Below are 22129 nucleotides of genomic sequence, written 5' to 3'. Positions count from 1 at the left end.
CATCAGACCCTATGGTCAGACCCAATAGCCTGCCGGCGCTGCACACGCGCAGGAGCGCCCATGACTGTCCATGACTGTCACTGCCCATGACGGCCACCGAAGCGTCTCGACCCACCGCCGCGTACTCGGCCACCCTCGAAGTCGAGTTGGCACACCAGCCCGGCACTCTCGGCCGCCTGTGTACCGCGATCGGCGATGTCGGCGGCAACATCCAGAGCCTCGACGGATTCACGATCACCCACGGCGTCCTGCGCCAGCACATCGTGGTGGACGCGTCGAGCGAGCACCATGTCGAGCGGATCTGCGCGGCAGTGAACGGCCTCGAGGGCATCACCGTCATCTCAGCGCTCGACCGCACCTTCGAGTTGCACGCCGGCGGCAAACTCGAGACCGTCAGCCGGATCCCACTGCGCGGCGCCGACGACCTGTCCATGGCCTACACGCCGGGCGTGGCCCGCGTCTGTCGGGCGATCGCGGAACAGCCCGAGCGGGTTCACGACCTGACGATCAAGGCCAACACTGTCGCCATCGTCACCGACGGCACTGCGGTGCTCGGCCTCGGCGACATCGGCCCCGCAGCAGCCATGCCGGTCATGGAAGGCAAGGCGCTGTTGTTCAAGGAGTTCGCCGACGTGGACGCCTTCCCGATCTGCCTCGACGTGAGCGAGCCCGAACAGATCGTGGAGACCGTCATCCGGCTCGCGCCGACCTTCGGTGGGATCAACCTGGAGGACATCGCGGCGCCCGGAGCGTTCGAGGTCGAAGAAGCGCTGCGCGCAGCGCTGGACATCCCCGTCTTCCATGACGACCAGCACGGAACCGCAGTGGTCGCCTTGGCAGCGCTCGAGAACTCGGCACGGCTCGTCGGCAAGGAACTGGCAGACCTGCGCTGCGTCATCCTGGGCGCCGGTGCGGCCGGTGTGGCGACGGCCAAGATCCTGCTGGGTGCCGGAATCGGCGACGTGATTGCCTGCGACCGCCAAGGCACCATCCATCCCGGACGCGTCGAGCTGAACCACGCCAAGGAGTGGCTGGCTGCCAACACCAACGCCGAGCGCGTCGCCGGTCCGGCGTCGGCTGCCATGGCCGGCGCTGACGTGTTCCTCGGCCTCAGCGGACCCGGCCTGATCACACGGGACGACGTGGCGACGATGGCGAAGCGGCCGATCGTGTTCGCCATGGCAAATCCCGACCCCGAGATCCTGCCCGACGCCATCGGCGACCTCGCAGCGGTGATCGCCACGGGCCGCAGCGACTACCCGAATCAGATCAACAACGTGCTGGCGTTTCCGGGGATCTTTCGCGGCGCGTTCGACGCCGGCGCCACCGACATCACCGAGAACATGAAGATCGCAGCAGCCGAGGCGATCGCCACTGCGGTGTCGGTCGACGATCTGCGCCCCGATCTGGTCATCCCGACGGCCTTCGACCGTTCAGTGGTGCCCGCCGTTGCAGCGGCTGTCGCCCGAGCCGCCCATGCGGACCGCGTGACGCGCTGCTGATCTCTCAGGCGAGACTCGCTGCCCGAACGCTCGACAGCTCACTGCTGCGGCAAGCGAACTCGCATGCTCGGCGCAGCGGCCGTTGCCGCCACGCCGAGGGTGCAACGCGGCCGAGCGACACGTCCGGCCGAGCCAGACGCGCCGCCATGCGCGCGCACTCGTCGGTGGTCGGGACCGGCGTCGATCCGGTGACCTCACGCTTTTCAGGCGCGCGCTCTGCCAACTGAGCTACCCGACCGCGGTCCCGACGGGATTTGAACCCGCGACCTCTGGCTTGACAGGCCAGCGTGAACTCCAGACTTCACCACGGGACCAGTTGTGCTGCATGTGTTGCTGCGCCGGCTGCCGCGCCCCGCCGCATCGCGGAGGCTCGCCGCCGCACGGACGCCCAGTCTCCAACGAAGACTCAGCCTCCGCTCATGCAAGCGACGCAACGATAGCCACCCCAACCCCGCAAACACCGCCTCCGCTCAGCGCAGCCACCTTCGCGTCGCTGCAGTGCCGTTGTCAATCATGCCATCCGTCGAGCCACGGCCGACCTCAGGCGGCCAGCGAGATCGCCGCCGCTCAGCACCGACACTCCCTCGCCGCCGCACCACGCGGCCAGCGCACGCAGCTCCGCGGCCAGTGCTTCCAGCGCCGTGCGCTCGGCTGCACGTTCGTCGGGCCAGGATGCTGGCTCGGTCCAGCTCGCCGGCACCTCCAGTCGGCGTCGCGCCCGGTCGAAACGTACGTCGACACGTGCCACCAGCGCATGCTCGTGCAGGAAAGGCATCACGAAGTAGCCGTACCGGCGCTTGGACTTGGGCGTGTAGATCTCGATCCGATAGCGAAATCCGAAGAGCCGCTCGGCTCGAGGGCGGTACCACACCAGCGGGTCGAACGGGCTCAGCAGCACCGAGCGGGACCGCCGCGGAGCAGCACGCTCGGCGGCGGGCAGGTACCCAGGCCGATCCCAGCCCTCCACCGCGACTTCGCGCAGCCGCCCGTCGGCCACGAGCTCGTTGATGCGAGCGCGTGCGTCGCGTTTGGGAAGCCGGTGATAGTCGATGAGGTCGTCAGCGGCCCCGACGCCGAGGCACCCGACAGCATCGGTCAGCAGCGCCCGATGCGCCTCGGGCTCGTCCACGACCGATGCAACGACCGATGCCGGCAGCACACGTTCGATCACGTCGTAACGGCGGACGAAACCGACGCGGTCGGCCACGCCGACGCGCCCGGCCCAGAACAGCCACGCCAGAGCCAGCTTGCCGTGGCTGCGCGTCCCCCACGGACCGCGTTCTCCGGGTCCCCAGCCCAGTGCAGCATCCAGCTCGGCACTCCCGGCGGGGCCATGAGCTTCCAGCCACGCGAGCGCCTCGCGCACCTCGGACTGCCGCTCGCGCCCGAAGCGTGCGTAGCCGCTCCACATGTCACCGGCCGCGCCTCGCCGCATCCTCCAGCCGAACAGCGGCCAGTCGGCCACACGCACGTAGCACGCCTCGTGACCCCAGTACTCGGTCAGCTCGCACCCGCCCGCCCGCTGCGGGTACGCCGCTCGTGCGAGCAGTCTTGCGACCGAATCATGCGTGCCGCCCATACGGGCGCGCAGCACGAGCAGGTGTGAGCGTGCAAGCACGTTGACCGCATCGATCTGCAGCAGACCCAGCGCATCCATCGCCCGTCGCAAGTGTCGAGCGTCCAGCCGTCCCGCCGGCAGCGGCGCGGACAACCCTTGCGCGCCGACTGCGAGCCGCCTCGCGGTCCTGATGCTGAGACGAGTTGGGCCCAGACGAGCCGGTGCCTGACGAGCAGTGCTCAGACGAGCCTCAGCGCTCTTCTCGGAAGATGACGTGCCGTCTCAGCACCGGGTCGTACTTGCGCAGTTCGAGCCGGTCGCGCGTGTTCGTCTTGTTCTTGCGGGTGGTGTACGTGTAGCCGGTGCCCTCGGTGGACTTCAGCTTGATGACGGGACGCTTGTCGCTCTTGGGCATCAGACCTTCTCTCCGCGCCGGCGCAGCTCCGCCATCACCGACTCGATGCCGCGCTTGTTGATCGTCTTGATGCCCTTGGCACTGACGGTCAGCGTGACCCAGCGCCCTTCGTTGGGCACCCAGAATCGCTTCCGCTGGATGTTCGGTTTGAACCAGCGCTTGGTGCGTCGGTGAGAGTGCGACACGTTGAAGCCCGAATGCGGCCTGCGGCCCGTGACTTGACAGATCTTGCTCATGTCTTGCTCCTGGACGACGGTGCCATGCCTATGAGCTGGACAGCGCGGACAGCGCGCAGCAAGGCTACCGACTCAGTCGAGGAATGATCTCGCGTCCGACCCGTTCGAGCACCTCGTAGCGAGGGTCGAAGCTGGGCAAGATCATGATCTGATCCAGCCCACGCTCGCCGAGGTCCGCCAACCGTTCGACGACTTGGTCGGCCGTGCCGACGATGCAGGTCGCATCGATGAGTTCGTCGGTCAGGAACCGAGCTTCCTCGGGCAGCACCCAGCAGTTGTGGCCTGCGTGGATCCGCTGGTGAATGCGCTCGGGGTCGGTGTCGTCGAGCATGGCGCAGTAGTCGTCCCAGATTTCCGCCAACCGACCTCCGGGCGATCGGCCGAACTGGCGGTACTGGTCGTAGGAGTAGTGCAGCGAAGCCATCGCGAACGCGCCTGCCTCACGGCGGACGCGCTCTCGCTGGTCGGCCAGCGTCTCGCGCTCGTCGAGCACCACGATGGTGGTGAGCGAGCACATCAGGTACTGGCTGCGGTCGAGGCTGCGTCCGGCGTTCGCGGCGCCCTGCTCGATGTGCTCCCAGACGCGCGCCATGGCAGAGCCGTCAGGCGGCACCGACAGCACGGCGCCATCGCCGTAGCGGCCTGCCAGCTCCAACGATCTCGGCCCGAAACCTGAGATGTACAGCGGGATCGGGTCGTCGAAGTTGACGAATCCGGCGTCGGCCATGATGTGACGGATCGGCTGAGCATTGCCCCGAAGTGGTGCAGTGCTTCCTCCCCTCGCAGCAGCGGACGCAGTGCCGCCAAGTAGCGCTCGAATTCAGCGATGCGCTGGGGTCGCTGACCCATGATGCGCATCGCGGTGTTGCCGGTGCCGATGCCCAGGAATGTTCGCCCCGCAGCCAGCGCGTTGATCGTGGCAATGGACGCAGCGGTCACCGGCGCTGGTCGGGTGCCGGAGACCGACACGCCGGTTCCGATCTGGATCGTGCTGGTGCGCTGCGCGGCGAGTGCCAAGGTGGCGTAGCAGTCCGACCACAGCATGTGGCTGTCGGCGAACCACGCATGCGTGTAGCCGAGTTCCTCCGCGCGCGCGACGTAGTCGAGGTCGCCGATGTGGGAAGCGATGCACACCCCCAAGTCCACGACGTCCCCCTTCTGCTGGTGGCACAGCGCCGCTGCTCGCCACAGCGACTCGCCAACTGGCCGCAGTACGCACACGCTAGACACGAACCGTGGGAAGCACCGAGCTGGCCGCCGGCGGCGTGGCGTGTCACGCAGGATCGGTGCTGGTGGTACACCGCCCGCGCTATGACGACTGGTCACTGCCGAAGGGCCACCTCAAACGGGCAGAGTCCTGGGAGCAAGCGGCGCGCCGGGAGGTGTACGAGGAGACTGGCGTGCGATGCGTCATCACCTCGGCGCCCTACCCGGTCAGCTATCTCCTCGCCGGCGGGGTTCCCAAGCTCGTGCTGTTCTACGCCATGGCGCCGACGGAGCTTCCCGAACGGCTCACCGGCGACCCCGGCGAGGTCGACGAAGCGGCTTGGTGGGACATCGCCGTCGCAATGCAGCAGCTGAGCTACGAATCCGAGCGAGCTGCTTGCGCGGCACTCGCCCATGCTCATCGCAACCCAGGGGGCCGGGACGGCTGAACTGCACTCGCTGCGCCGGACCCGCTGTGCCGGCACCGATGGGAGCGTGCCGCCGGCACCCCCAACGGGATTCGAACCCGTGCCGCCGGCGTGAAAGGCCGGTGTCCTTGGCCGCTAGACGATGGGGGCGAAGCACTACAGGCTAGGCGTCGTTCGCAGCGTCGATGAGCTCGCCGAGCAGGCCGCCAAGGTAGTGATAGCGCAGCCGCGGCCGCTGCGCCGGATCGTGGGGGTCGATGTCGGCCGGGTCGTCTTCCTCGGAGACGTCCAGCTGCGTGCCGAGTACGAGACGCAGCTCGTTCAGGCCGCAGATCCAAGCAGAAATGTGCTCGTCGTCGAGGTGATCCGCGGCCAGGGTGCGCTCCAGCAGGTCCAGATGATCCAATCGCTCGGCCAGCAGCTCGTCACGCATCAGCCGCTGGTACTCCGCGTCGCGGTCAGGATCGCTCAAGTAGGCGGGCGGGAACAGCCGTCGAAGCGAGGCGTCCAGGCCGCTGCCGCCGTCGCACGCGGGCGTGTGGTCGAGCAGGTTGGTCCGCAGTTCTCCCACCATCTCTGCGAGGAGTCGACGCTCCCAGTCTGCGAGGTGCACGCTCATCAGCGAGCCACGGGCCCCGAAACGCATGCCGCTCACGGAGTCTCCACCGGTGCCACGAGCATCGTCCCGCTGTCCCCTCAGCTGTCCTGCTGCATAGTGGCCCACAGGCCGTACTCATGCAGTCGAAACACGTCCAGCTCAGCTTTCTCGCGCGTGCCCCACGCCACTGCTGCACGCCCCTTGTGATGCACGTCGAGCATCAGCTCGGTGGCCTTGGTCTCGCTGTAGCCGAACAGCTTCTGGAACACGTAGACGACGTAGCTCATCAAGTTGATCGGGTCGTTCCACACCAGCACCACCCACGGCACGTCCAAGGCGTGCTCGTCTACTGTCGTCGGCGCGCGAACGATTTCGGGGTCCGCGACCGCAGGCCCCTGCGCCCACTCACGCGACACAGGCGACGCCGCCGCGGGTGACACAGACGGCACGGCCGCGGGCGACACAGCGGGAGCGGTCGGGCTCACGGGTGCATTCTGCGAAGCCGCGGCCCGCGATGCCAACCGGTTTGGCCGCCGGCGACGCGCTCGCTGCGACACAGGGCGCCGGCTCATCGTCGCAACACGCTGGGGTCAAGGCCGTGGCTGCTTTCGCTCAACGCCGGGTTCGATGCGGGATCGCCGGTTTCGGGTCCAGCCTGATGTCCAGACTCGGCGGCCAGCACCAAGCGAGTCATCGCCATGGTGAGCCACGTGGCGCCGGCCACGTGCAGCGCCACGAGCAGGACGGGCAACTCGTTGAAGTACTGGATGTAGCCGATCGCCGCCTGCACCGCGATGACGGCAATGACGATCCGGACCCGCCGCGCGAGTGCTGCGCATCGTTCGGCATCGCGCGGGCCGGCATCGCGCGGCTCGCCGCCTCGCCGCCCCTCCGATGTTCGCCGGGCAGGTGTTCGAGCAGCGTTGCGCCGAACCGTTGCGCCCAGCAGCAGGGTGACCCCAGCGAGCAGGGCCACCGTCACGCCGTGGAAGCGCGCCACGGAGGGCAGCGCGAACTGCAGTCGTTCGACGTGCTCGTCGCCGCCGTGGGGCCCGGTGCCGGTGACCACGGTTCCGGTCCACAATGCGGCTGCCGTGAGCGCCGCCGCGAGCCATGCGAGCGTGCGGATACGGGCCGACAAGGGAGCAGCGCAGGCGTGCTCGGACCCGGGTTCGGTGCCTGCCCGATGAGCGAGCACGACCGCAGCGGCCACCAGCACCTGCGATGCCAGGAAGTGAGACATCACGATTGGCGGGGACAGGTGCGTCAGCACGGTCACAGCGCCGAGACCGACTTGGAAGGCGACGCCTGCAACGAGGCCCAGCGACCACCACGCCAAGTCGTTTCGTCGCGGCCGTCGCCACAGCGATGCGCCGACCGCTGCCACCACAGCGACCGAGACCAATCCGGTCACCAGGCGATTGCCGAACTCCACCCAGCCGTGAAAGTCTGCCGCCGGCACGAACTCCCCGGGTTCACACGTCGGCCAGTCGCTGCAGCCCAGGCCGCTGCCGGTGAGCCGCACGAGTGATCCCGTGATGACGATGGCCACCAGCGACCACGCAGCCCAGCGCGCGACCTGGGCGAACCGCTCGGGCGTCACGTGCCACGGTCGCTCGCTGTCTTGCGGCAGGCCCGGCACGACCACACCGAAACGCTAGAGGCCCGAGGTGCCGCAGGACCCAGCTCGCGGGACCTAGAGGCCTCTTCTGCCGCATCCACAGCCCCATGCGGACCAGAGCGGACTGCTCACCACCAAGGCGAGCTGCATGCCGCCAGATGCCACTAGTTCCACCGCTGGAGGGCAGAACAGCAAGTCCCCCGCGTACGCTCACGGCGATGCTGGCGACGCTGCGCCCGACCTTGCGGGGATACGTCGCGCTCACCAAGCCGCGCATCATCGAGCTGCTGCTGGTGACCACCGTGCCGCCCATGTTCGTGGCCGAGCGCGGTGTGCCCAGCTTGATGCTGCTGCTGGTCGCCGTCGGCGGCGGCACGCTGTCCGCTGCCGGCGCCAACACCTTCAACATGTTCATCGACCGCGACATCGACGCCAAGATGGCTCGCACTGCGCAACGTCCCTTGGTGGTGGGCACCGTGAGCCCGCGCGCGGCGCTCGTCTATGGCCTGGTGCTCGAGGCAGCGGCGTTCGGGATCCTGTGGTTGGGCGCCAATCTGCTCGCAGCATTGCTCGCGCTGTCCGCCTGCTTGTTCTATGTGTTCGTGTACACGCTGTGGCTGAAGCGTTGGTCCGCCCAGAACATCGTCATCGGCGGCGCTGCCGGCGCGGCACCGGTGCTCGTGGGGTGGGCTGCGGTGACCGGCTCGCTGTCGCTCGAAGCGTGGATCGCGTTCGCCATGGTGTTCTTCTGGACGCCGCCGCACTTTTGGGCGTTGGCGATCCGCTACGCGAAGGACTACGACGCGGCGGACGTGCCGATGCTGCCCTCGGTCGCCAGCGAACGCTCCGTGCTGGTGCAGATGACCCTGCACACCGCAGTGTTGATCGGGTTGTCGCTGTGGTTCGCAGTGGCCGCCGACATGGCAGGCCTGTACTGGATGGTGGCGCTGGCCGGCGGTGCCGCTTTCGGATGGCAGCTGATCATGCTGTGGCGGGAGCTGACGCTTCGCCAAGCGATGCGCGTGTTCCACGCATCGATCGCCTATCTGGGGCTGCTGTTCGCGGCGATGGCCGTCGATGTCGTCGTTCGGCTCGGCTGGTGACCGTGCACCGTCAGAGCCTCGCGGCGCCGCGTAGCCGCCAGAGCGGCCTCCGAGCAGTCCGCACACAAGTCGCCCGTACCCAGCAAGCCTGTGCGCAGCAAATCTGCCCGAGAGAAGTCGGTAGGCGGCAGCCGCGGGTCGCTAGAGTGCCCCGTTGGCGTCGCCCCCAAGCGGTGCCGTCTGCCGAGTTCGGAGACCACTTCGCCGCATGACCGAGGCCACTGTCGAAGCAGTGCATCCAGGAGAGCAGCCGTGACCGGTTCGGCAGCGACCGCCCCGGCGGCAGCCAGTCCGGCCGTCACTGATCCGGCTGCAACGGGTCCGGCAGAGGATCCGTCGCCGCTCGGTTGGCTCAACACGGCCGACCACAAGCGCATCGGCCGAATGTTCATCGCCTGTTCGCTGTTGTTCGCACTCGCCGGCGTGGTCGCCGACCTGCTGGTGCGGGCTGACTTGGCCTCATCGACGGGACACACCGTCCTCGGCGGCGACTCGTTCGTGCAGGTTTTCTCCTTCACGCGCGACGCACTGGTGTTCGGCATGCTCATCCCGCTGTTCTTGGGCATCGCCATCTATGTGGTGCCGCTGCAGGTGGGCGCGCCGAACGTGGCCTTCGGGCGAGCGGCCGCGCTGTCGTTCTGGGGCTGGCTGGTGTCAGCTGGTGTGCTCGTCGGGGCCTATGTCGCCAACGGCGGTCCCGGAGGAGGCTTCAGCGCCGGCGTCCAGCTGCACCTGCTGGCGCTCGCTGGACTCGTCATGTCGCTGCTCACCGGCGCGATCTGCGTCGCGGTCACCACGCTCACCATGCGGGCGCCGGGCATGTACATGGACCGCACGCCCCCGTTCGCCTGGTCGGCGCTGGTCACGGCTTCGATGCTGGTGGTCAGCCTGGGGGTCGTGCTCGGCCAGATCGTCGTGCTCTACATCGAGCACCGCTACGGTCCCCGTTTCCTGGGCGGCAACTACGGCATCTGGCCCCGCATCGACTGGATGTACCGCACGCCGCAGCTGTTCATCTACGTCGTGCCGGTGCTCGGAGTCGTCGCCGAAGTCGTGCTGGCCGCCGCTCGGCGCTGGGTGTTCGAGCCGCTGGCGCTCTACTTCACCATGGGCTTGGTTGGCCTCTTCGGCTTCGGCGCTTGGGCCAACTTCGGCATCACCGATGAGGGTGCCGATGTCGTTGACGGGCTTGAGGGCATCGTGCTGGTCGGCCTGTACGGGGGTGCCTTCGCAGCCGTCGCCGGCCTGTTGGCGCTGTTGGGGTTCACGGTGTGGCAGGGCCGTGCGTGGCCTCGCCCGACCACCGCATTGGTCGCTGCTTTCGGGGCCGGCACGCTCGTCGCCGTCGCCGCGCTTGCTGGCTTGATCGGCGCCGTCGCGGATTGGTTGCAGCTCGGCGGCCTCGGCGTTGACGGCAAGGCCCCGTTGCACGTCACCACGTGGGTCACCGGTCAGCAGAGCCTGCTCGTCTACGGAGCGGGACTGCTCGGCGGACTGGCTGCGCTGCACTGGTGGGCGCCCAAGATCTGGGGCTGCAAGCTGTCCGAGCTGGCCGGCTGGGCCTGCCTGCTGGCGATCGGCGGAGGCGCTGTGCTGGCTTGGCTGGGGTCCGCGCTGTCGGGCGTGCTGACCAAGCAACCGCAGTTCGTCTACGGCGAGCCGCTGCTCACCTCTCGCTATTCCGGTCTCGTCGACTCGACGGGTCCGTCCGCTGCTGAGGGACTGTCCGGCGTTGCTGCGATCGGCGTCGGCATGGTGCTGGTCGGCGTGGTGGTGATGGTGGCGAACCTGGCGGTGTGTGCTGCGCTGCGCAAGGGTGTCCGAACGACGGCTGCTGACCCGTGGGGCGGACTGACGCCGGAGTGGCTGCTGGCCTCACCGCCCCCGCTCGGACCCGCCAATGTCCTGCCGGTGCTGTCCTCGGGAACTCCCTTGCTCGATGATGCCGTCGGCGGGGCCAACGGGGCTGGTGTACCAAGCGGCCCAATCAGCCCTGTAGTCGCTCATGCAATGGGCGAATCAGCCAAGGTGCCGGCCTGATGTCGGAAACCCTGACCTCGGAAGTGGCGGATACGCCGAACGCGGCCGCTCGCGCCGCCGCGCCAGGTCAGTACAGCGTCCCGGGTCCCGCGCCGCGTCCCCGCAGCCAACTGGTCGGCACCGGGTTCGCCGTGGCGGCGGGGGCCATGGCCGTAGCGGGGGCGCTGGGCCACTACATGGCCCGTCGCCATGCATCCGGCGCAGACCCCGGACACGACTGGCTCGCAGGGCAGTCGGTGCCGAATCCTCAGCTGGCCTACGCGCTCATCACCTTGCTGCTGTCGGTGGTCACGGCCCACTGGGCGGTGTGGGCGAGCAGTCGCGACGAGCGCGGCCACACGTGGGCGGGACTGGCGCTCACCTTGGTGCTGGGCTTGGCGTTCTTCAACATGGTGATGTTCAGCCTGAACCGCATGGAGCTGGAGATCGGCTCGGGAGAATGGGCCACCCTGGCGTTCGCCGTCACCGGGCTCTCGCTGGCCATCCTGATCGTGGGCATGTTCTACCTCGGCCTGATGACGCTCCGAGCATTGGGAGGCAGCGTCGGCCGAGACCGTTCGACGCCGCTGGGTGCGGCGGTCTTCTTCTGGGACTTCGGCGTGCTCGCGTGGGCCGCCACGTGGTACGTCGTGTACGTGGTGAAGTAGGCACGGATGGTCGGCATCGCAAGCAGGTACTTCGCCGGGCGCATTGCACTGGCAGCCGCCGCTGCCTTGGCGATCGGCGTGCTCACCGGCATGGACGGCGCGGGTCACGTGGTCATGTACGCCACGATCGTGCTGGGCACCGCCGCTGGGGCCTTCGGCTTGCTGTTCGCCTTGGCGCTCACCGTGGGCGACGGCGACTCGCTGGACCGGGAACATTCGCACCGTTACCAGCCGGTGCCCGCCTACTGGCCGATCATGGCCGCCACCGGCCTCGGCGTGCTCATGGTGGGGCTGGTGACCGATGCCTTGCTGACCATCGCCGGCATGGCCCTGCTGGTGATCTCCGCGATCGAGTGGACGATGAGCGCTTGGGCCGAGCACTTGTCGAGCGATGCGACCGAGAATGCGGTTGAGCGAGCACGACTGCTGCGGCCCTTTGAGATCTCGCTCTACGGCGCGCTCGGCATTGCGGTGCCGGTGGTGCTGGCTTCGCGCATCTTCTTGACCGTGAGCAAGGCTGCGGCGAGCTACGCGGCAATCGTCATCTCCGCGGTGATCTTGGCGTTCGCCTTCGTGCTGTACGCGAAGCCGCAGCTGAGGCGGGCGTTCACGGCATCGGTGCTGGTGCTGGGCGGCATCGCGCTCATCGTGGCCGGCATCACCTCCGCAGTGATCGGCGAGCGCGACTTCCACCCCCATGGCCACACAGAATCGTCTGGCGATCATGCCGAGGAATCCGGCGACCACGCCGAGAGCCCCGGCCCCGTCGTCGATCACGGTGACGAGGATGCCGACGGCGAACCTGACGGAGCGCACGAGTGATCGGCGCCCGGTGCATTCGACGCTGTCGGTTTGTCGTCTTGGCGCTCGCAGGTCTGACCGCTGCGGGCTGCGCCACCGGCCGACTCGACGCCACCAGGCCTGCGGGCCCGAACGCTCGCGACATCGACTGGCTGATGCGGTTGTCGGGCTGGATGGCCGTGGCCGTCGGGCTGTTCGTGGCGGCTGCGGTGGTCACGATCATCGTCAAATTCCGGGCGCGCCCCACCGACGACCCCGACGATCTGCCGCCTCAGATCCACGGCAACCGCAAAGCGGAGCTGACGTGGACGCTCATCCCCACAGCGATGCTGGTGTTCTTGACCGTCGTGACGCTGCCGACCGTGTTTGCGCTGGCTTCCGAAGGCGAAGGCCGCACCATCAAGGTCGAGGGCCAGCAGTGGTGGTGGCAGTTCAGCTACGACCTGGACTCCGACGGCAACGACGACATCGTCACGGCCAACGACCTGGTCATTCCGGTGGGCGAAGAGGTCAACTTGGAGATTCACTCCAACGATGTCATTCACTCGTTCTGGATACCTCAGCTGAACGGCAAGCGCGACGCCGTGCCGGGCCGCGTGCATCACTGGAAGATCAGCGCGGACGAACCGGGCGTCTACTACGGCGAATGCGTGGAGTTCTGCGGGCTGAGCCACGCCCACATGCAGATGCGGGCCATCGCGCTCGCCCCAGCGGACTACCAGCGCTGGGTGACCGGCCAGCTCCGCGGGCAGGCCGCCGCACAGACGGCACCGCCGGAGGGCTCGTCCGAAGCTGCCGGCGCCGCCCTGTTCGAGACCCACTGCATCAGCTGCCATGTCGTCGATGGGGCCTATGAGAGCGCCGCCGGCGGCAACGCAGCCCTGCTGTCAGGCATCGCGCCGAATCTCACCAATCTGATGAGCCGCACCGCCTTTGCCGGGGCGCTGTACGAGACGTATCGCACGGGACCCGACGGCAGCTATGCGCGCGGACCCGACGGCGAGCTGGTGCTCAACACCGCCGAACTGCGGGAGTGGGTGCGCAATGCGCCCGCGATGAAGCCGGCTCGCGCGGACAATCAGCAGGGCATGCTGGGGTTCGCTGAGGTCTTGACCGAACAAGATCTCGATCATCTGATGGCGTACCTGAAGACCCTCGGCAGCCCGCCGGTGCTGCCCTGATGAGCGCTGGCATGCAGGTCCTGCACAGCGCAACTCGCCGAGAACGACCGGCACGATCCGATGAGCTACCTGATGAGCACAACCAGATGAGCACGACCTGATGGCAGTCATCACCGATCGCCCAGAAGGCGAAGCGCCGAGCACCGAGCTGGAGGTCGCCGACCCTGATCTGCACGCGCAGACGTTGCCGCGCACAGGTGTGTTCGCTCGACCCACTCAAGCCACTGGCTGGCGTGAATGGCTGTTCACGGTGGACCACAAGAAAATCGGCATCATGTACGGCGCAGCCGCCATGTTCTGGTTCTTGGTGGGCGGCCTCGAGATCGGTCTGGTGCGCTTGCAGCTGTGGGCGCCCGACAGCGAGGTGCTGAGCGCCGACGCCTACAACCAGCTGTTCACGATGCACGGCGTGACCATGGTGTTCTTGGTCATCATGCCGTTGGCCAATGCGTTCGCAAACTATCTCGTGCCGCTGCAGATCGGCGCTCGTGATGTGGCCTTCCCGCGATTGAACGCGTTGGGCTTGTGGGTGTTCGTCTTCGGCGGACTGTTCTTGAACCTCAGCTGGTTCCTGGGTGGCGGTGCCGACGGCGGCTGGTTCGCCTACGCGCCCAACACCGGCATGACCTACAGCCCCGGCCACGGCATGGACTTCTACGCATTGGGCTTGCAGATCGCCGGCATCGCCTCGCTGCTGGGCGCGCTGAACCTGCTTGTGACCATCATCAACATGCGCTGTCCGGGCATGAGCTTGCTGCGCATGCCGGTGTTCACCTGGATGATTCTGGTGGTGCAGTTCCTGCTGGTGTTCGCACTGCCGGTGATCACGGTGGCGCTGGTGCTGCTGACGTTCGACCGCACCTTCGACTCGAACTTCTTCGATGTGGCGGCCGGCGCCGATCCGCTGCTGTGGCAGCACTTGTTCTGGATCTTCGGACATCCGGAGGTGTACATCTTGATCCTGCCGGCGTTCGGTGTCGTGTCCGAGACGCTGCCGGTGTTCAGCCGCAAGCCGCTGTTCGGCTATCCGATCGTGGTGCTGTCGGGCGCCGCCATCGGCTTCATGGGATGGGGCGTGTGGGCGCACCACATGTTCACCTCGGGCATGGGACCGGTCTCTGTGGCGGCCTTCTCGGCGACAACCATGTTCATTGCGGTGCCGACGGGTGTGAAGATCCTGAACTGGATCGCGACCATGTGGGCTGGCAAAGTGCGCTTCACGGTCCCGATGATGTTCTCGGTGTCGCTCGTGGCCATGTTCACCATCGGCGGCCTGTCGGGGGTGATGCATGCAATCGCGCCGGCCGACACCCAGCAGACCGACACCTACTTCATCGTCGCGCACTTCCACTACGTGCTCGTCGGCGGTGCGCTGATGGGCATGTTCGCTGGCATGTACTACTGGTGGCCCAAGGCGTTCGGCTACCACTTGAACGACCGACTCGGCCGCTGGCACTTCTGGCTCATGCTGGCCGGCTTCAACATCACCTTCGGGCCGATGCACATCGTGGGCTTGCAGGGCATGGCCCGCCGCCACAGCAGCTACGGTACCTTCGACGGATTTGAATTCTGGAACAAGATTGCGACCATCGGGTATTTCTTCATGCTGGTGGCCATGGTGATCCTGGCGGTCAACATCTTCCGCACGTGGGGGCGCTACCGCCGAGGTCTCGAGCCGGCCGCCGAGGCCGACCCGTGGGACGGCCGCACGCTGGAGTGGGCAATTCCCTCGCCAGTACCTGAGCACAACTTCGACTACGTGCCGGTGGTCAGCGACGTCGACGACTTCTGGCACAAGAAGTACCAGCCCGACGAGACCGGCAAGCTGCGGCGCATCGCCAATGGCAACGACATTGCCCAGCGCGGCGATCAGCATCCGCATCTGCCGTCGCCGTCGTACTGGCCGATCGTGCTGGCAGCAGGGTTGCCGCTCATCGCGTTCGGGCTGATCTACAACCTCTGGATCGCCGGCGTCGGACTGCTGCTGCTGGTCGGCGCCATGTACGGCTGGACGCTCGAGCCGTCCACCGACCCCAGCGCGGGCCATGGCCACGATCACGGTGACGACAGCGGCGGTGCCGGTGTGGAGCTCGACGACGATCCCGCCGGGGGTGCCGCCAGCCATGTCGGTGCCAATGGTGCTGGTGCCAGTATCGCGGCCGGTGTCTCTGCAGCGGGCGCATCGAACGGGGAGGCCGCCGGTGAGTGACACCACTGAAGCGGTCGTCGCGCCGGCCGACGGCGATCAGCCCCAGCCTCAGGCTGCCTCGCAAACTGCCTACCCGCGCACGGAATGGGACGACTACGAAATCGTCCCGCCGACGACCAGTCTGTCCAACGAGAAGATGACGATGTGGGCCTTTCTGGGCTCGGACTGTTTGCTCTTCGGCGCGCTCATCTCCACCTACTTGTTGCTGCGCAATCGACGGCCGCTGTCCGGCGAAGAGACGCTGCGAGCCGCCGATCTGTTCGACATCCCGTTCACGTCCGTCAGTTCGTTCGTGCTGTTGATGAGTTCGCTCACGATGGTGCTGGCGGTATCCACGATCGCCCGAGGCGAGCTGGAGCGCTGCAAGATGTGGCTGCTCACGACGGCTTCGCTCGGGGCAGTGTTCATTGCTGGGCAGGTCTACGAATTCACGAGCTTCTACCGCGAGGGCCTCGGCTACACGGTCAGCATCTCGTCGTCGGCGTTCTATACGCTCACCGGCTTCCACGGCGTCCACGTGTCGTTGGGCATCATCATGCTGGTCACGCTGTGGGCAATGGTGAAGCGGGGAATCATCGGTGCTGAGCGGGCCGAGACCGTCGAGATCATCGGCCTGTACTGGCACTTCGTCGACATCGTCTGGATCGTGATCTTCGCTGTCGTCTACCTGATTCCCTAGCTGATCCCTGAGCCGATTCCTGAGGACGTGCAGCGATGAGCACCGCCACCCAAGCCGCACCAGACGCTATCGCAGCCGAAACTGAAGTCGGGCATGACGGTCACGGCGAGCATGAAGGGCCAGAGCACGACGGGCCAGAGCCCCATGGTCAAGAGCACGGCCTGAGCGATTTCGGCTACATCAAGGTCGCGCTGCTGCTCGGTGTGCTGACCGCCGCGGAAGTCCTGACCTATTTCGTTGATACCGGCCCGGTTGAGGTGCCTGCGCTGCTGATCCTCATGGTCGTCAAGTTCGAGATCGTCGTTGCGTACTTCATGCACCTGCGTTTCGACAACAGGCTGTTCACATGGCTGTTCGTCGGCGGCTTGGTACTTGCCGTTGCTGTGTATGCGGCGATGGGCACGTCAATGCTGTTCTGGACGGACCCAGCCGGCTGCGAACTCAGTCCCAACCCGAACTGCTGAACCCCAGCCCGCACCCGCCCGCCGGCTGAACCGGCTTGTTGAACCCGGTCCGACTGAGCCCCCGCCGAGCCCCGACCCGGCCTAGGAAGCCGCTGCCGGTGTGAGTTCGAGACGATCCTCGACTCTGCCCAGCCGACCCTCGATGAAGCTTATCCGACCCGACAGGTCCGAGACATTGATGGCCAGTTTGTCGATGCGTTCGGTTTGGGCGTCGATGCGTGTGCCGAGTTCGGTGCGTAGCGCGTCGATCTTGTGGTCGAGTTTGTCGATGCGTTCGGTTTGGGCGTCGATGCGTGTGCCGAGTTCGGTGCGTAGCGCGTCGATCTTGTGGTCGAGTTTGTCGATGCGTTCGGTTTGGGCGTCGATGCGTGTGCCGAGTTCGGTGCGTAGCGCGTCGATCTTGTGGTCGAGTTTGTCGATGCGTTCGGTTTGGGCGTCGATGCGTGTGCCGAGTTCGGTGCGTAGCGCGTCGATCTTGTGGTCGAGTTTGTCGATGCGTTCGGTTTGGGCGTCGATGCGTGTGCCGAGTTCGGTGCGTAGCGCGTCGATCTTGTGGTCGAGTTTGTCGATGCGTTCGTCGACTTTGTGGTCGAGTTTGTCGATGCGTTCGGTTTGGGCGTCGATGCGTGTGCCGAGTTCGGTGCGTAGCGCGTCGATCTTGCCGTCCAGCCTGGCGAGCTGCGCGGTCACGCCGCGGCCTTGCCACAGCATCCCGATCACCCCCACCGCTACCGTCAATGCCATTGCGAACATCGCTGCGCTCTCCATAGCTGAATGCTAGCTCAAGCGACTCCGGCTGGCGCCGACACACAGGAACCTGACAGCGCACCGCACCGCCGTTCACTGCCGCCCACGATGCGCCCTCACGGACGACCCGCCGCCCACAGTCAAGCGCGGCCCGCGGCATCTAGCGGTGTGTACGGGGGTTCCGGCATCGACGGCGTGGCGGTTGCTGGTCCGTCACGGCTTGAACCCTCTGTCGTGGAGGGACCGCCCGACTGAGACGCGGATCAGCCGCTACGAAGGCGACCGTCCCGGCGAGCTAGTCCACCTCGACGTGAAGCAAGTCGCCAAGCTCCCCGGAGGCGGAGGCTGGTGCGTCCACGGACGCGGCTCCCCACGAGCCAAAGCAGCCCGGCACGCTTCCAAGCGGTTCGGCTGAAGCCACGTGCATATCGCCATGGACGACAACAGCCGCGTCACCCACGCCGAGCCGGCTCGACGGCGAACGCGGCACGCTTGGCTTTGACCACCTGCCCGCCCTTCTTGCGTCACCCACGCCGAGCAGGCTCGACGGCGAACGCTCCGACACCATTCTCCGGTTCGGGGATCGCGCGCACGCCAAATTCGTCGCCTTAGGTATCCAGGTCGGACGAAGTGCTCACCGACAACGGTTCCAACTTCGTCTCCCGCGCGTTCGCTGCCCAGCTCGCCGCGCAAGACATCACCCACCGGCACTCCCGCCCCGGCCCCAGACCAACGGTAAAGCAGAACGGCACGACCGCACTCTCGCCGATGAATTGGCTTACGCCCACACCATCCGCACGTCTCGTCCTCGTTGCAGAGGCAGTTGTGTTGCTGTCATAGCACGTCTACCTGGACGGTGACGATGTCGACTTCGTGGTACTGCTGATGGACGACTGATGATGCATAGTGCGCGAGCACTCGAAGCGAGAGGTCCCGCTCGGCTGGGCGTTCGGCGCTTGGTTCGTCGAGCACAGCGAGGCGGTCGGAGATGTTCTCTTCGCTGGCCGCAGCCACGAACTCGAGTACAGCGCGACCCTCCTGTTTGCTCGCGGTCACGCGCAGCGCCCGTCGCGCCGTTGCTCCGGCTGGCAGAGGTGCGTCGATCATCGTCAGCAGCGACTCCTCGGCCACTGCCCCGAGGCGCGCAGACATGGCAGCGTCCCACCCGCAACGGCCAGCGAAAGCGCTCAAAAAATCGCGAATCTCCGGCAGGTCCTCGACATCGAGCGCACAGTGCAACCGTCGCGGACGCGCTCCGGTGACTTCGGTGAACAGTGTCAGCACGATCGCCGTCAGTCCGCCCGCGGTCATGCCGTTCTCCAGGAAACCCCCCGCGAAGTCGGTCAGATACTCAGGGAAGATCAAGTTGTTCTGAAAGCCCACGCCGATCCAGAACGAGAAACCGGCAATCAGGCCCCGGCGGTAGTCGGTGGCATCGGCGATCACAATCTTCATGCCCACTACGAACAGCAGCCCCAGCAGCACTGTCAAGTAGGCCGCGACGACGGCGTCGGGCACCGCCAGCACCAGCGCCAGCAGCTTGGGCACGAAGGCCATCACGATGAACGAGACGCCAATGGCGACACCTACCCGGCGCGCCGCCACTCCGGTCAGCTCGGTGATGGAGACAGATGTGGAATAGGTGGTGTTCGGCACGGTGCCGGCGAGTCCGGACAGCAGGTTGCCGGTGCCGTCAGCCGCCACCGCCCCCTGCACAGCCCGATAGTCGACGGCACGGGGTCGCCGCCACGACACGCGCTGGATGGCCACCGAGTCGCCGATGGTCTCCACAGCGCCGATGAGCGTCACGAACACGAACGCGGGCAGCAGGCCCCAGAAGTCGCCGCCGAACGAGAAATCGAAGCCTGGCCAGCCGCCGTCGGGCAACCCAATCCACTTGGCTTCGGCAACCCGATCGAATTCGTACAGTCCGAACAACGCCGCAACCACCGATCCGACCGCAATGCCGATCACCGGCGCCCACAGCCGCAGTCGCCCGCTGGCCTTCAGCGCGATCACCACGATGACGCTCGCTGCAGCCAGCGCGCTGAGCGGAGCGCTCGCCGCCGAAGCATCTTCGGGCGAAGCAGCCACCATGTCGAACACGAGCGGCATCACGGTGACAGCGATCAGCATCACCACAGTGCCGGCCACGGTCGGGGTCAGCAGCCGTCGGAACAGCGCCAGCTTCGCGGCGAGCAGATACTGAAACAGCGACGAGGCCACGACCAGCGAGGCCAGCAGACCAGGACCACCGTCGGCGAGCGCGGTCACGCACACCGCGATGAAGGCCCCGGAGGTACCCATCAGCAGCACGTAGCCGGCACCGATGCGGCCCAGCCGCACTGCTTGCAGGATCGTGCTGATGCCGCTGATCGCGGCGGCGGCGAACACTGCCCACGTCAGGTACTCATCGGTGCCGCCCGCGGCACGCACGACGATGGCCGGAGTGAGCACGATGCCCGCAATGGCGAGAATCGCGAACTGCAGTCCCAGCCCGGCGGTCAGCGGAATTGGAGGCTTGTCGTCGGCTTCGTAGCGAAGGTGACGACCGGCGCCGTCGGAAGATTCGTTCATTGGCGAATGCTTGCCGGAACGGAGGGTGAGCGCAAGCGTTTGCGAGATCGAGAGTCCGTCGAACCCCGTGGAGCAAGCCGCGCCGAAGCAGGTCGAACGGTGCTGAGCGTCGTTGGACCCTGCGTGCTGGGGTCGCGGTGCGGAGGCCTCGGGGGGAGGGTTCGCGGTGCCGGTAGCTTCGCTCGGCGTGATCGATCTTCGCAGGCTCCGTGAGGACGCGTCGTATCGGGAGGGCGCGGTGCGCAAGGGCGCCGCGGCGGAGCTACTCGATGAGGTGCTGGCAGCGGACGCGGCGTGGCGAGCCGTCACCCACGAAGCCGAGCAGGCGCGGGCCGCACGCAACGTGGCGTCTCGGGACATCGGCCGTGCTGCCCCAAAGGAGCGAGCGGCCAAGATCGCCGAGGCCTCCCGCCTGAAGGAGGAGCTGGAGCGGCTTGAGAACGCCGAGCAGCAGGCTTCGCGGCGGCGCGCGGAACTGGCGCTGACGGTGCCCAACCCAGCGGCCGCCGATGTGCCCTCGGGTGGCGAGGAGCACTACGAGACCATCCACGAGGTAGGCGAACGCAACGAACCGCCCGCCTTTGACCACGCGGAGATCGGTGTGCGAACCGGTTTGGTGGATGCGCACAGCGGCGCCCGCAACAGTGGCGCACGCTTCGCCTACCTCAAGGGCGCAGCGGTACGCCTGGAGTTCGCCCTCGTGCAGTGGACGCTGGATCTGCTGGAGCGCTACGGATTCGTGCCAGTCGTGCCGCCGGTGCTGGTGCGCGAGGAGATGATGGTCGAGGCGGGGTTCTTTCCCGCTGACCGACATCAGGTGTACGAGATCAACAGCGACGATCTGTTCTTGATCGGGACGTCGGAGGTGGCGCTGGCGGGGCTGCACCGCGGCGAACGCCTGGAGCGGGCTGGCTTGCCGCTGCGCTACGCCGGATTCTCATCGTGCTTCCGGCGAGAAGCGGGCACTTACGGCAAGGACACACGCGGGATCTTCCGCGTGCACCAGTTCGACAAGGTGGAGATGTTCTCGTTCTGCGATTCGGACGCGAGCTGGGACGAGCTGGAGGCGCTGCGCGACATTCAAGAGGAGATCGTCGGCTCGCTGAACTTGCCCTACCGGGTCATCAACGTGGCCGCCGGCGACCTCGGGGCAGCGGCGGCCAAGAAGTACGACCTCGAGGTCTGGCTTCCGTCTGAGCGGGCCTACCGCGAAGTCACCTCATGCTCCAACTACACGGACTACTCAGCGCGACGCCTCGGGACCCGCTGGTTCGACGAGCAAGGCCACGGGCTGGTCCACACGCTCAACGGCACGGCCTGTGCCATCGGCCGTACCTTGGTCTTCATCATGGAAAACCATCAGCGGCCCGACGGCTCGATCGCCGTGCCCGAGGTGCTGCACCCGTGGCTCAGCTTCACCGAGATCCCCGCTCTCGGATAACACCGCTTGCGGCGCTCAGGCAAGGTTGACGCTGTCGCACGGCCAGGCTTGAGCCGCTGCAGCCAGTCCTTCGATCAGCGCCTCGTGGTGCGGGACGCGGCCGGGGCCGACGAAGCCCGTCCACATCGGGCTCTTGCCCCGGATGCGCGGAGGCAGCTCGATCTGCACGCCGCCGAGGCGTGGCAGGTTGCACGGGTTGCGCCGGTGCTGGCCGGCCAGCGACTTCGGGATGTCTTCGAGCCGGTGAAGGATCTCATAATGGGGCAACCGCCCGATCAGATGCACCGCAACGTGCGCGGCCAGCGTGCGGTTGCCTCCGCCGAGCAGCACGGCCCGCAACAGCCGCGGGCTGCCGAAACCGTGTACCGCGACGACCACGTCCACATGCTCGAGGAATTGGCGCAGCACTGGGGAGTCCTGCGGGTCGAAATAGTGGCTCGGCAGGTGCCACTGCTCGTCGGGGCCTTGCAGGCAGGCGTACACCGAGGCGTCGCTGCGTTGCGCGGCGGTCATCGCGATGTCGTCGGTCACTTCCTCGAGCCAGCCGCCGTGAAAGGCCATGAAGCCGAAGCGCGAGCGGACCTGCAGCACCTCGCTCACGCCGGGTCGCCCCAGCAGCTCCGCGAAGGGGCGTTCAGCGTCGAGGAGCGAACGGTCGGCCAAGTGCAGTGCCATG

The 22129-nt window shown here is 66.9% G+C and carries 21 protein-coding genes, 3 tRNA genes and 1 pseudogene; 11 read left to right on the top strand and 14 right to left on the bottom strand.

What is annotated here, in order from left to right; all coding sequences use genetic code 11:
• Window positions 1-86: 86 nt before the first annotated feature.
• Window positions 87-1502: an NAD-dependent malic enzyme gene (locus ACOGI4_RS02525; RefSeq protein WP_419842377.1), complete on the top strand. Its 1416-nt coding sequence runs from the start codon at window positions 87-89 to the stop codon at window positions 1500-1502.
• Window positions 1503-1667: 165 nt separating this feature from the next.
• Here the strand turns inward: ACOGI4_RS02525 and ACOGI4_RS02520 are convergent.
• From ACOGI4_RS02520 to ACOGI4_RS02490, 7 genes and pseudogenes are all read right to left on the bottom strand, one after another.
• Window positions 1668-1740: transfer RNA gene (locus ACOGI4_RS02520), tRNA-Phe, on the bottom strand.
• 1 nt (window position 1741) lies between these two features.
• A tRNA-Asp gene (locus ACOGI4_RS02515) sits at window positions 1742-1816 on the bottom strand.
• A gap of 197 nt (window positions 1817-2013) precedes the next feature.
• A complete protein-coding gene (locus ACOGI4_RS02510; protein WP_419842376.1) occupies window positions 2014-3159 on the bottom strand; it encodes a winged helix-turn-helix domain-containing protein in 1146 nt (381 codons plus the stop codon).
• Window positions 3160-3310: 151 nt separating this feature from the next.
• Complete coding sequence (gene rpmG / locus ACOGI4_RS02505; RefSeq protein ID WP_419842375.1) at window positions 3311-3475, bottom strand: 50S ribosomal protein L33; 165 nt, start codon at window positions 3473-3475, stop codon at window positions 3311-3313.
• Entirely contained in the window at window positions 3475-3711 is a 237-nt protein-coding gene (gene rpmB / locus ACOGI4_RS02500; protein WP_419842374.1) for a 50S ribosomal protein L28, read from the bottom strand. Before rpmB ends, rpmG begins: the two co-directional genes overlap by 1 nt.
• Window positions 3712-3775: 64 nt before the next feature.
• On the bottom strand, window positions 3776-4438 hold the full coding sequence (locus ACOGI4_RS02495; protein WP_419842373.1) for an LLM class flavin-dependent oxidoreductase: 663 nt from the start codon (window positions 4436-4438) through the stop codon (window positions 3776-3778).
• A gap of 62 nt (window positions 4439-4500) precedes the next feature.
• Window positions 4501-4755 (bottom strand): annotated as a pseudogene (locus ACOGI4_RS02490) (LLM class flavin-dependent oxidoreductase); the annotation flags it as partial.
• 191 nt (window positions 4756-4946) lie between these two features.
• Here ACOGI4_RS02490 and ACOGI4_RS02485 point away from each other — a divergent pair.
• Window positions 4947-5366: an NUDIX hydrolase gene (locus ACOGI4_RS02485; RefSeq protein ID WP_419842372.1), complete on the top strand. Its 420-nt coding sequence runs from the start codon at window positions 4947-4949 to the stop codon at window positions 5364-5366.
• 56 nt (window positions 5367-5422) lie between these two features.
• Here ACOGI4_RS02485 and ACOGI4_RS02480 read toward each other — a convergent pair.
• The 4 genes from ACOGI4_RS02480 to ACOGI4_RS02465 all read right to left on the bottom strand — a co-directional run bounded on the left by ACOGI4_RS02480 (window position 5423) and on the right by ACOGI4_RS02465 (window position 7591).
• Window positions 5423-5495: transfer RNA gene (locus ACOGI4_RS02480), tRNA-Glu, on the bottom strand.
• A 13-nt stretch (window positions 5496-5508) separates the two neighbouring features.
• Window positions 5509-5991 carry a DUF2017 family protein gene (locus tag ACOGI4_RS02475; protein WP_419843070.1) on the bottom strand — a complete coding sequence of 161 codons (483 nt, stop codon included), beginning with the start codon at window positions 5989-5991 and terminating at the stop codon, window positions 5509-5511.
• A 50-nt stretch (window positions 5992-6041) separates the two neighbouring features.
• Window positions 6042-6314: an ATP-dependent Clp protease adapter ClpS gene (gene clpS / locus ACOGI4_RS02470; protein ID WP_419843069.1), complete on the bottom strand. Its 273-nt coding sequence runs from the start codon at window positions 6312-6314 to the stop codon at window positions 6042-6044.
• 197 nt (window positions 6315-6511) lie between these two features.
• Window positions 6512-7591, bottom strand: a complete 1080-nt coding sequence (locus ACOGI4_RS02465) for a COX15/CtaA family protein (RefSeq protein ID WP_419842371.1) — start codon at window positions 7589-7591, stop codon at window positions 6512-6514.
• A 191-nt stretch (window positions 7592-7782) separates the two neighbouring features.
• On the opposite strand from ACOGI4_RS02465, the gene ACOGI4_RS02460 reads away from it, so the two are divergent.
• The 8 genes from ACOGI4_RS02460 (at window position 7783) to ACOGI4_RS02425 (ending at window position 16688) form a co-directional block, all read left to right on the top strand.
• The gene (locus tag ACOGI4_RS02460) at window positions 7783-8667 is read left to right on the top strand and encodes a heme o synthase (RefSeq protein WP_419842370.1); all 885 of its coding nucleotides are present in this window, start codon (window positions 7783-7785) and stop codon (window positions 8665-8667) included.
• Window positions 8668-8919: 252 nt separating this feature from the next.
• Window positions 8920-10707, top strand: coding sequence for a cbb3-type cytochrome c oxidase subunit I (locus ACOGI4_RS02455; RefSeq protein ID WP_419842369.1), 1788 nt, complete (start codon window positions 8920-8922; stop codon window positions 10705-10707).
• A complete protein-coding gene (locus ACOGI4_RS02450; RefSeq protein ID WP_419842368.1) occupies window positions 10707-11354 on the top strand; it encodes a cytochrome c oxidase subunit 3 in 648 nt (215 codons plus the stop codon). The genes ACOGI4_RS02455 and ACOGI4_RS02450 overlap by 1 nt, the downstream gene beginning before the upstream one ends.
• Before the next feature lie 6 nt (window positions 11355-11360).
• Window positions 11361-12176, top strand: a complete 816-nt coding sequence (locus ACOGI4_RS02445; RefSeq protein WP_419842367.1) for a hypothetical protein — start codon at window positions 11361-11363, stop codon at window positions 12174-12176.
• Window positions 12177-12214: 38 nt separating this feature from the next.
• Window positions 12215-13336 (top strand): cytochrome c oxidase subunit II, encoded by a 1122-nt coding sequence (coxB, locus tag ACOGI4_RS02440; RefSeq protein WP_419842366.1) that lies wholly within the window; start codon window positions 12215-12217, stop codon window positions 13334-13336.
• A 100-nt stretch (window positions 13337-13436) separates the two neighbouring features.
• The gene (ctaD, locus tag ACOGI4_RS02435) at window positions 13437-15545 is read left to right on the top strand and encodes a cytochrome c oxidase subunit I (RefSeq protein WP_419842365.1); all 2109 of its coding nucleotides are present in this window, start codon (window positions 13437-13439) and stop codon (window positions 15543-15545) included.
• Window positions 15538-16224 carry a cytochrome c oxidase subunit 3 gene (locus ACOGI4_RS02430; protein WP_419842364.1) on the top strand — a complete coding sequence of 229 codons (687 nt, stop codon included), beginning with the start codon at window positions 15538-15540 and terminating at the stop codon, window positions 16222-16224. The genes ctaD and ACOGI4_RS02430 overlap by 8 nt, the downstream gene beginning before the upstream one ends.
• 35 nt (window positions 16225-16259) lie before the next feature.
• A complete protein-coding gene (locus tag ACOGI4_RS02425; protein WP_419842363.1) occupies window positions 16260-16688 on the top strand; it encodes a cytochrome C oxidase subunit IV family protein in 429 nt (142 codons plus the stop codon).
• Between the two features lie 81 nt (window positions 16689-16769).
• Here the strand turns inward: ACOGI4_RS02425 and ACOGI4_RS02420 are convergent, their stop codons facing one another.
• Together ACOGI4_RS02420 and ACOGI4_RS02415 are read right to left on the bottom strand one after the other, a co-directional pair.
• Complete coding sequence (locus ACOGI4_RS02420) at window positions 16770-17456, bottom strand: hypothetical protein (RefSeq protein WP_419842362.1); 687 nt, start codon at window positions 17454-17456, stop codon at window positions 16770-16772.
• An 813-nt stretch (window positions 17457-18269) separates the two neighbouring features.
• The gene (locus tag ACOGI4_RS02415; RefSeq protein WP_419842361.1) at window positions 18270-20012 is read right to left on the bottom strand and encodes a uracil-xanthine permease family protein; all 1743 of its coding nucleotides are present in this window, start codon (window positions 20010-20012) and stop codon (window positions 18270-18272) included.
• Window positions 20013-20199: 187 nt separating this feature from the next.
• On the opposite strand from ACOGI4_RS02415, the gene serS reads away from it, so the two are divergent.
• Window positions 20200-21453 (top strand): serine--tRNA ligase, encoded by a 1254-nt coding sequence (gene serS, locus ACOGI4_RS02410; RefSeq protein ID WP_419842360.1) that lies wholly within the window; start codon window positions 20200-20202, stop codon window positions 21451-21453.
• A gap of 15 nt (window positions 21454-21468) precedes the next feature.
• Here the strand turns inward: serS and ACOGI4_RS02405 are convergent, their stop codons facing one another.
• Complete coding sequence (locus ACOGI4_RS02405; protein ID WP_419842359.1) at window positions 21469-22128, bottom strand: poly-gamma-glutamate hydrolase family protein; 660 nt, start codon at window positions 22126-22128, stop codon at window positions 21469-21471.
• Window position 22129: the final 1 nt, after the last annotated feature.

Origin of the sequence: Candidatus Poriferisodalis sp. (assembly GCF_965205175.1) — a bacterium.
Lineage (GTDB): Bacteria > Actinomycetota > Acidimicrobiia > Acidimicrobiales > Poriferisodalaceae > Poriferisodalis.
Note: the sequence above shows the minus strand (reverse complement) of the source record. Positions and strands in the feature narration are given on the sequence as shown.

Bases quoted from the DNA above. Each gene is read 5' to 3' on its own strand.
- ACOGI4_RS02460 (WP_419842370.1), top strand. From the start codon at position 7,783: ATGCTGGCGACGCTGCGCCCGACCTTGCGGGGATACGTCGCGCTCACC.
- ACOGI4_RS02525 (WP_419842377.1), top strand. From the start codon at position 87: ATGACGGCCACCGAAGCGTCTCGACCCACCGCCGCGTACTCGGCCACC.
- ACOGI4_RS02450 (WP_419842368.1), top strand. From the start codon at position 10,707: ATGTCGGAAACCCTGACCTCGGAAGTGGCGGATACGCCGAACGCGGCC.
- ctaD (WP_419842365.1), top strand. From the start codon at position 13,437: ATGGCAGTCATCACCGATCGCCCAGAAGGCGAAGCGCCGAGCACCGAG.
- ACOGI4_RS02405 (WP_419842359.1), bottom strand. From the start codon at position 22,128: ATGGCACTGCACTTGGCCGACCGTTCGCTCCTCGACGCTGAACGCCCC.
- ACOGI4_RS02415 (WP_419842361.1), bottom strand. From the start codon at position 20,012: ATGAACGAATCTTCCGACGGCGCCGGTCGTCACCTTCGCTACGAAGCC.
- ACOGI4_RS02495 (WP_419842373.1), bottom strand. From the start codon at position 4,438: ATGGCCGACGCCGGATTCGTCAACTTCGACGACCCGATCCCGCTGTAC.
- ACOGI4_RS02420 (WP_419842362.1), bottom strand. From the start codon at position 17,456: ATGGAGAGCGCAGCGATGTTCGCAATGGCATTGACGGTAGCGGTGGGG.
- rpmB (WP_419842374.1), bottom strand. From the start codon at position 3,711: ATGAGCAAGATCTGTCAAGTCACGGGCCGCAGGCCGCATTCGGGCTTC.
- ACOGI4_RS02445 (WP_419842367.1), top strand. From the start codon at position 11,361: ATGGTCGGCATCGCAAGCAGGTACTTCGCCGGGCGCATTGCACTGGCA.
- ACOGI4_RS02475 (WP_419843070.1), bottom strand. From the start codon at position 5,991: ATGCGTTTCGGGGCCCGTGGCTCGCTGATGAGCGTGCACCTCGCAGAC.
- ACOGI4_RS02510 (WP_419842376.1), bottom strand. From the start codon at position 3,159: ATGGATGCGCTGGGTCTGCTGCAGATCGATGCGGTCAACGTGCTTGCA.
- ACOGI4_RS02425 (WP_419842363.1), top strand. From the start codon at position 16,260: ATGAGCACCGCCACCCAAGCCGCACCAGACGCTATCGCAGCCGAAACT.
- rpmG (WP_419842375.1), bottom strand. From the start codon at position 3,475: ATGCCCAAGAGCGACAAGCGTCCCGTCATCAAGCTGAAGTCCACCGAG.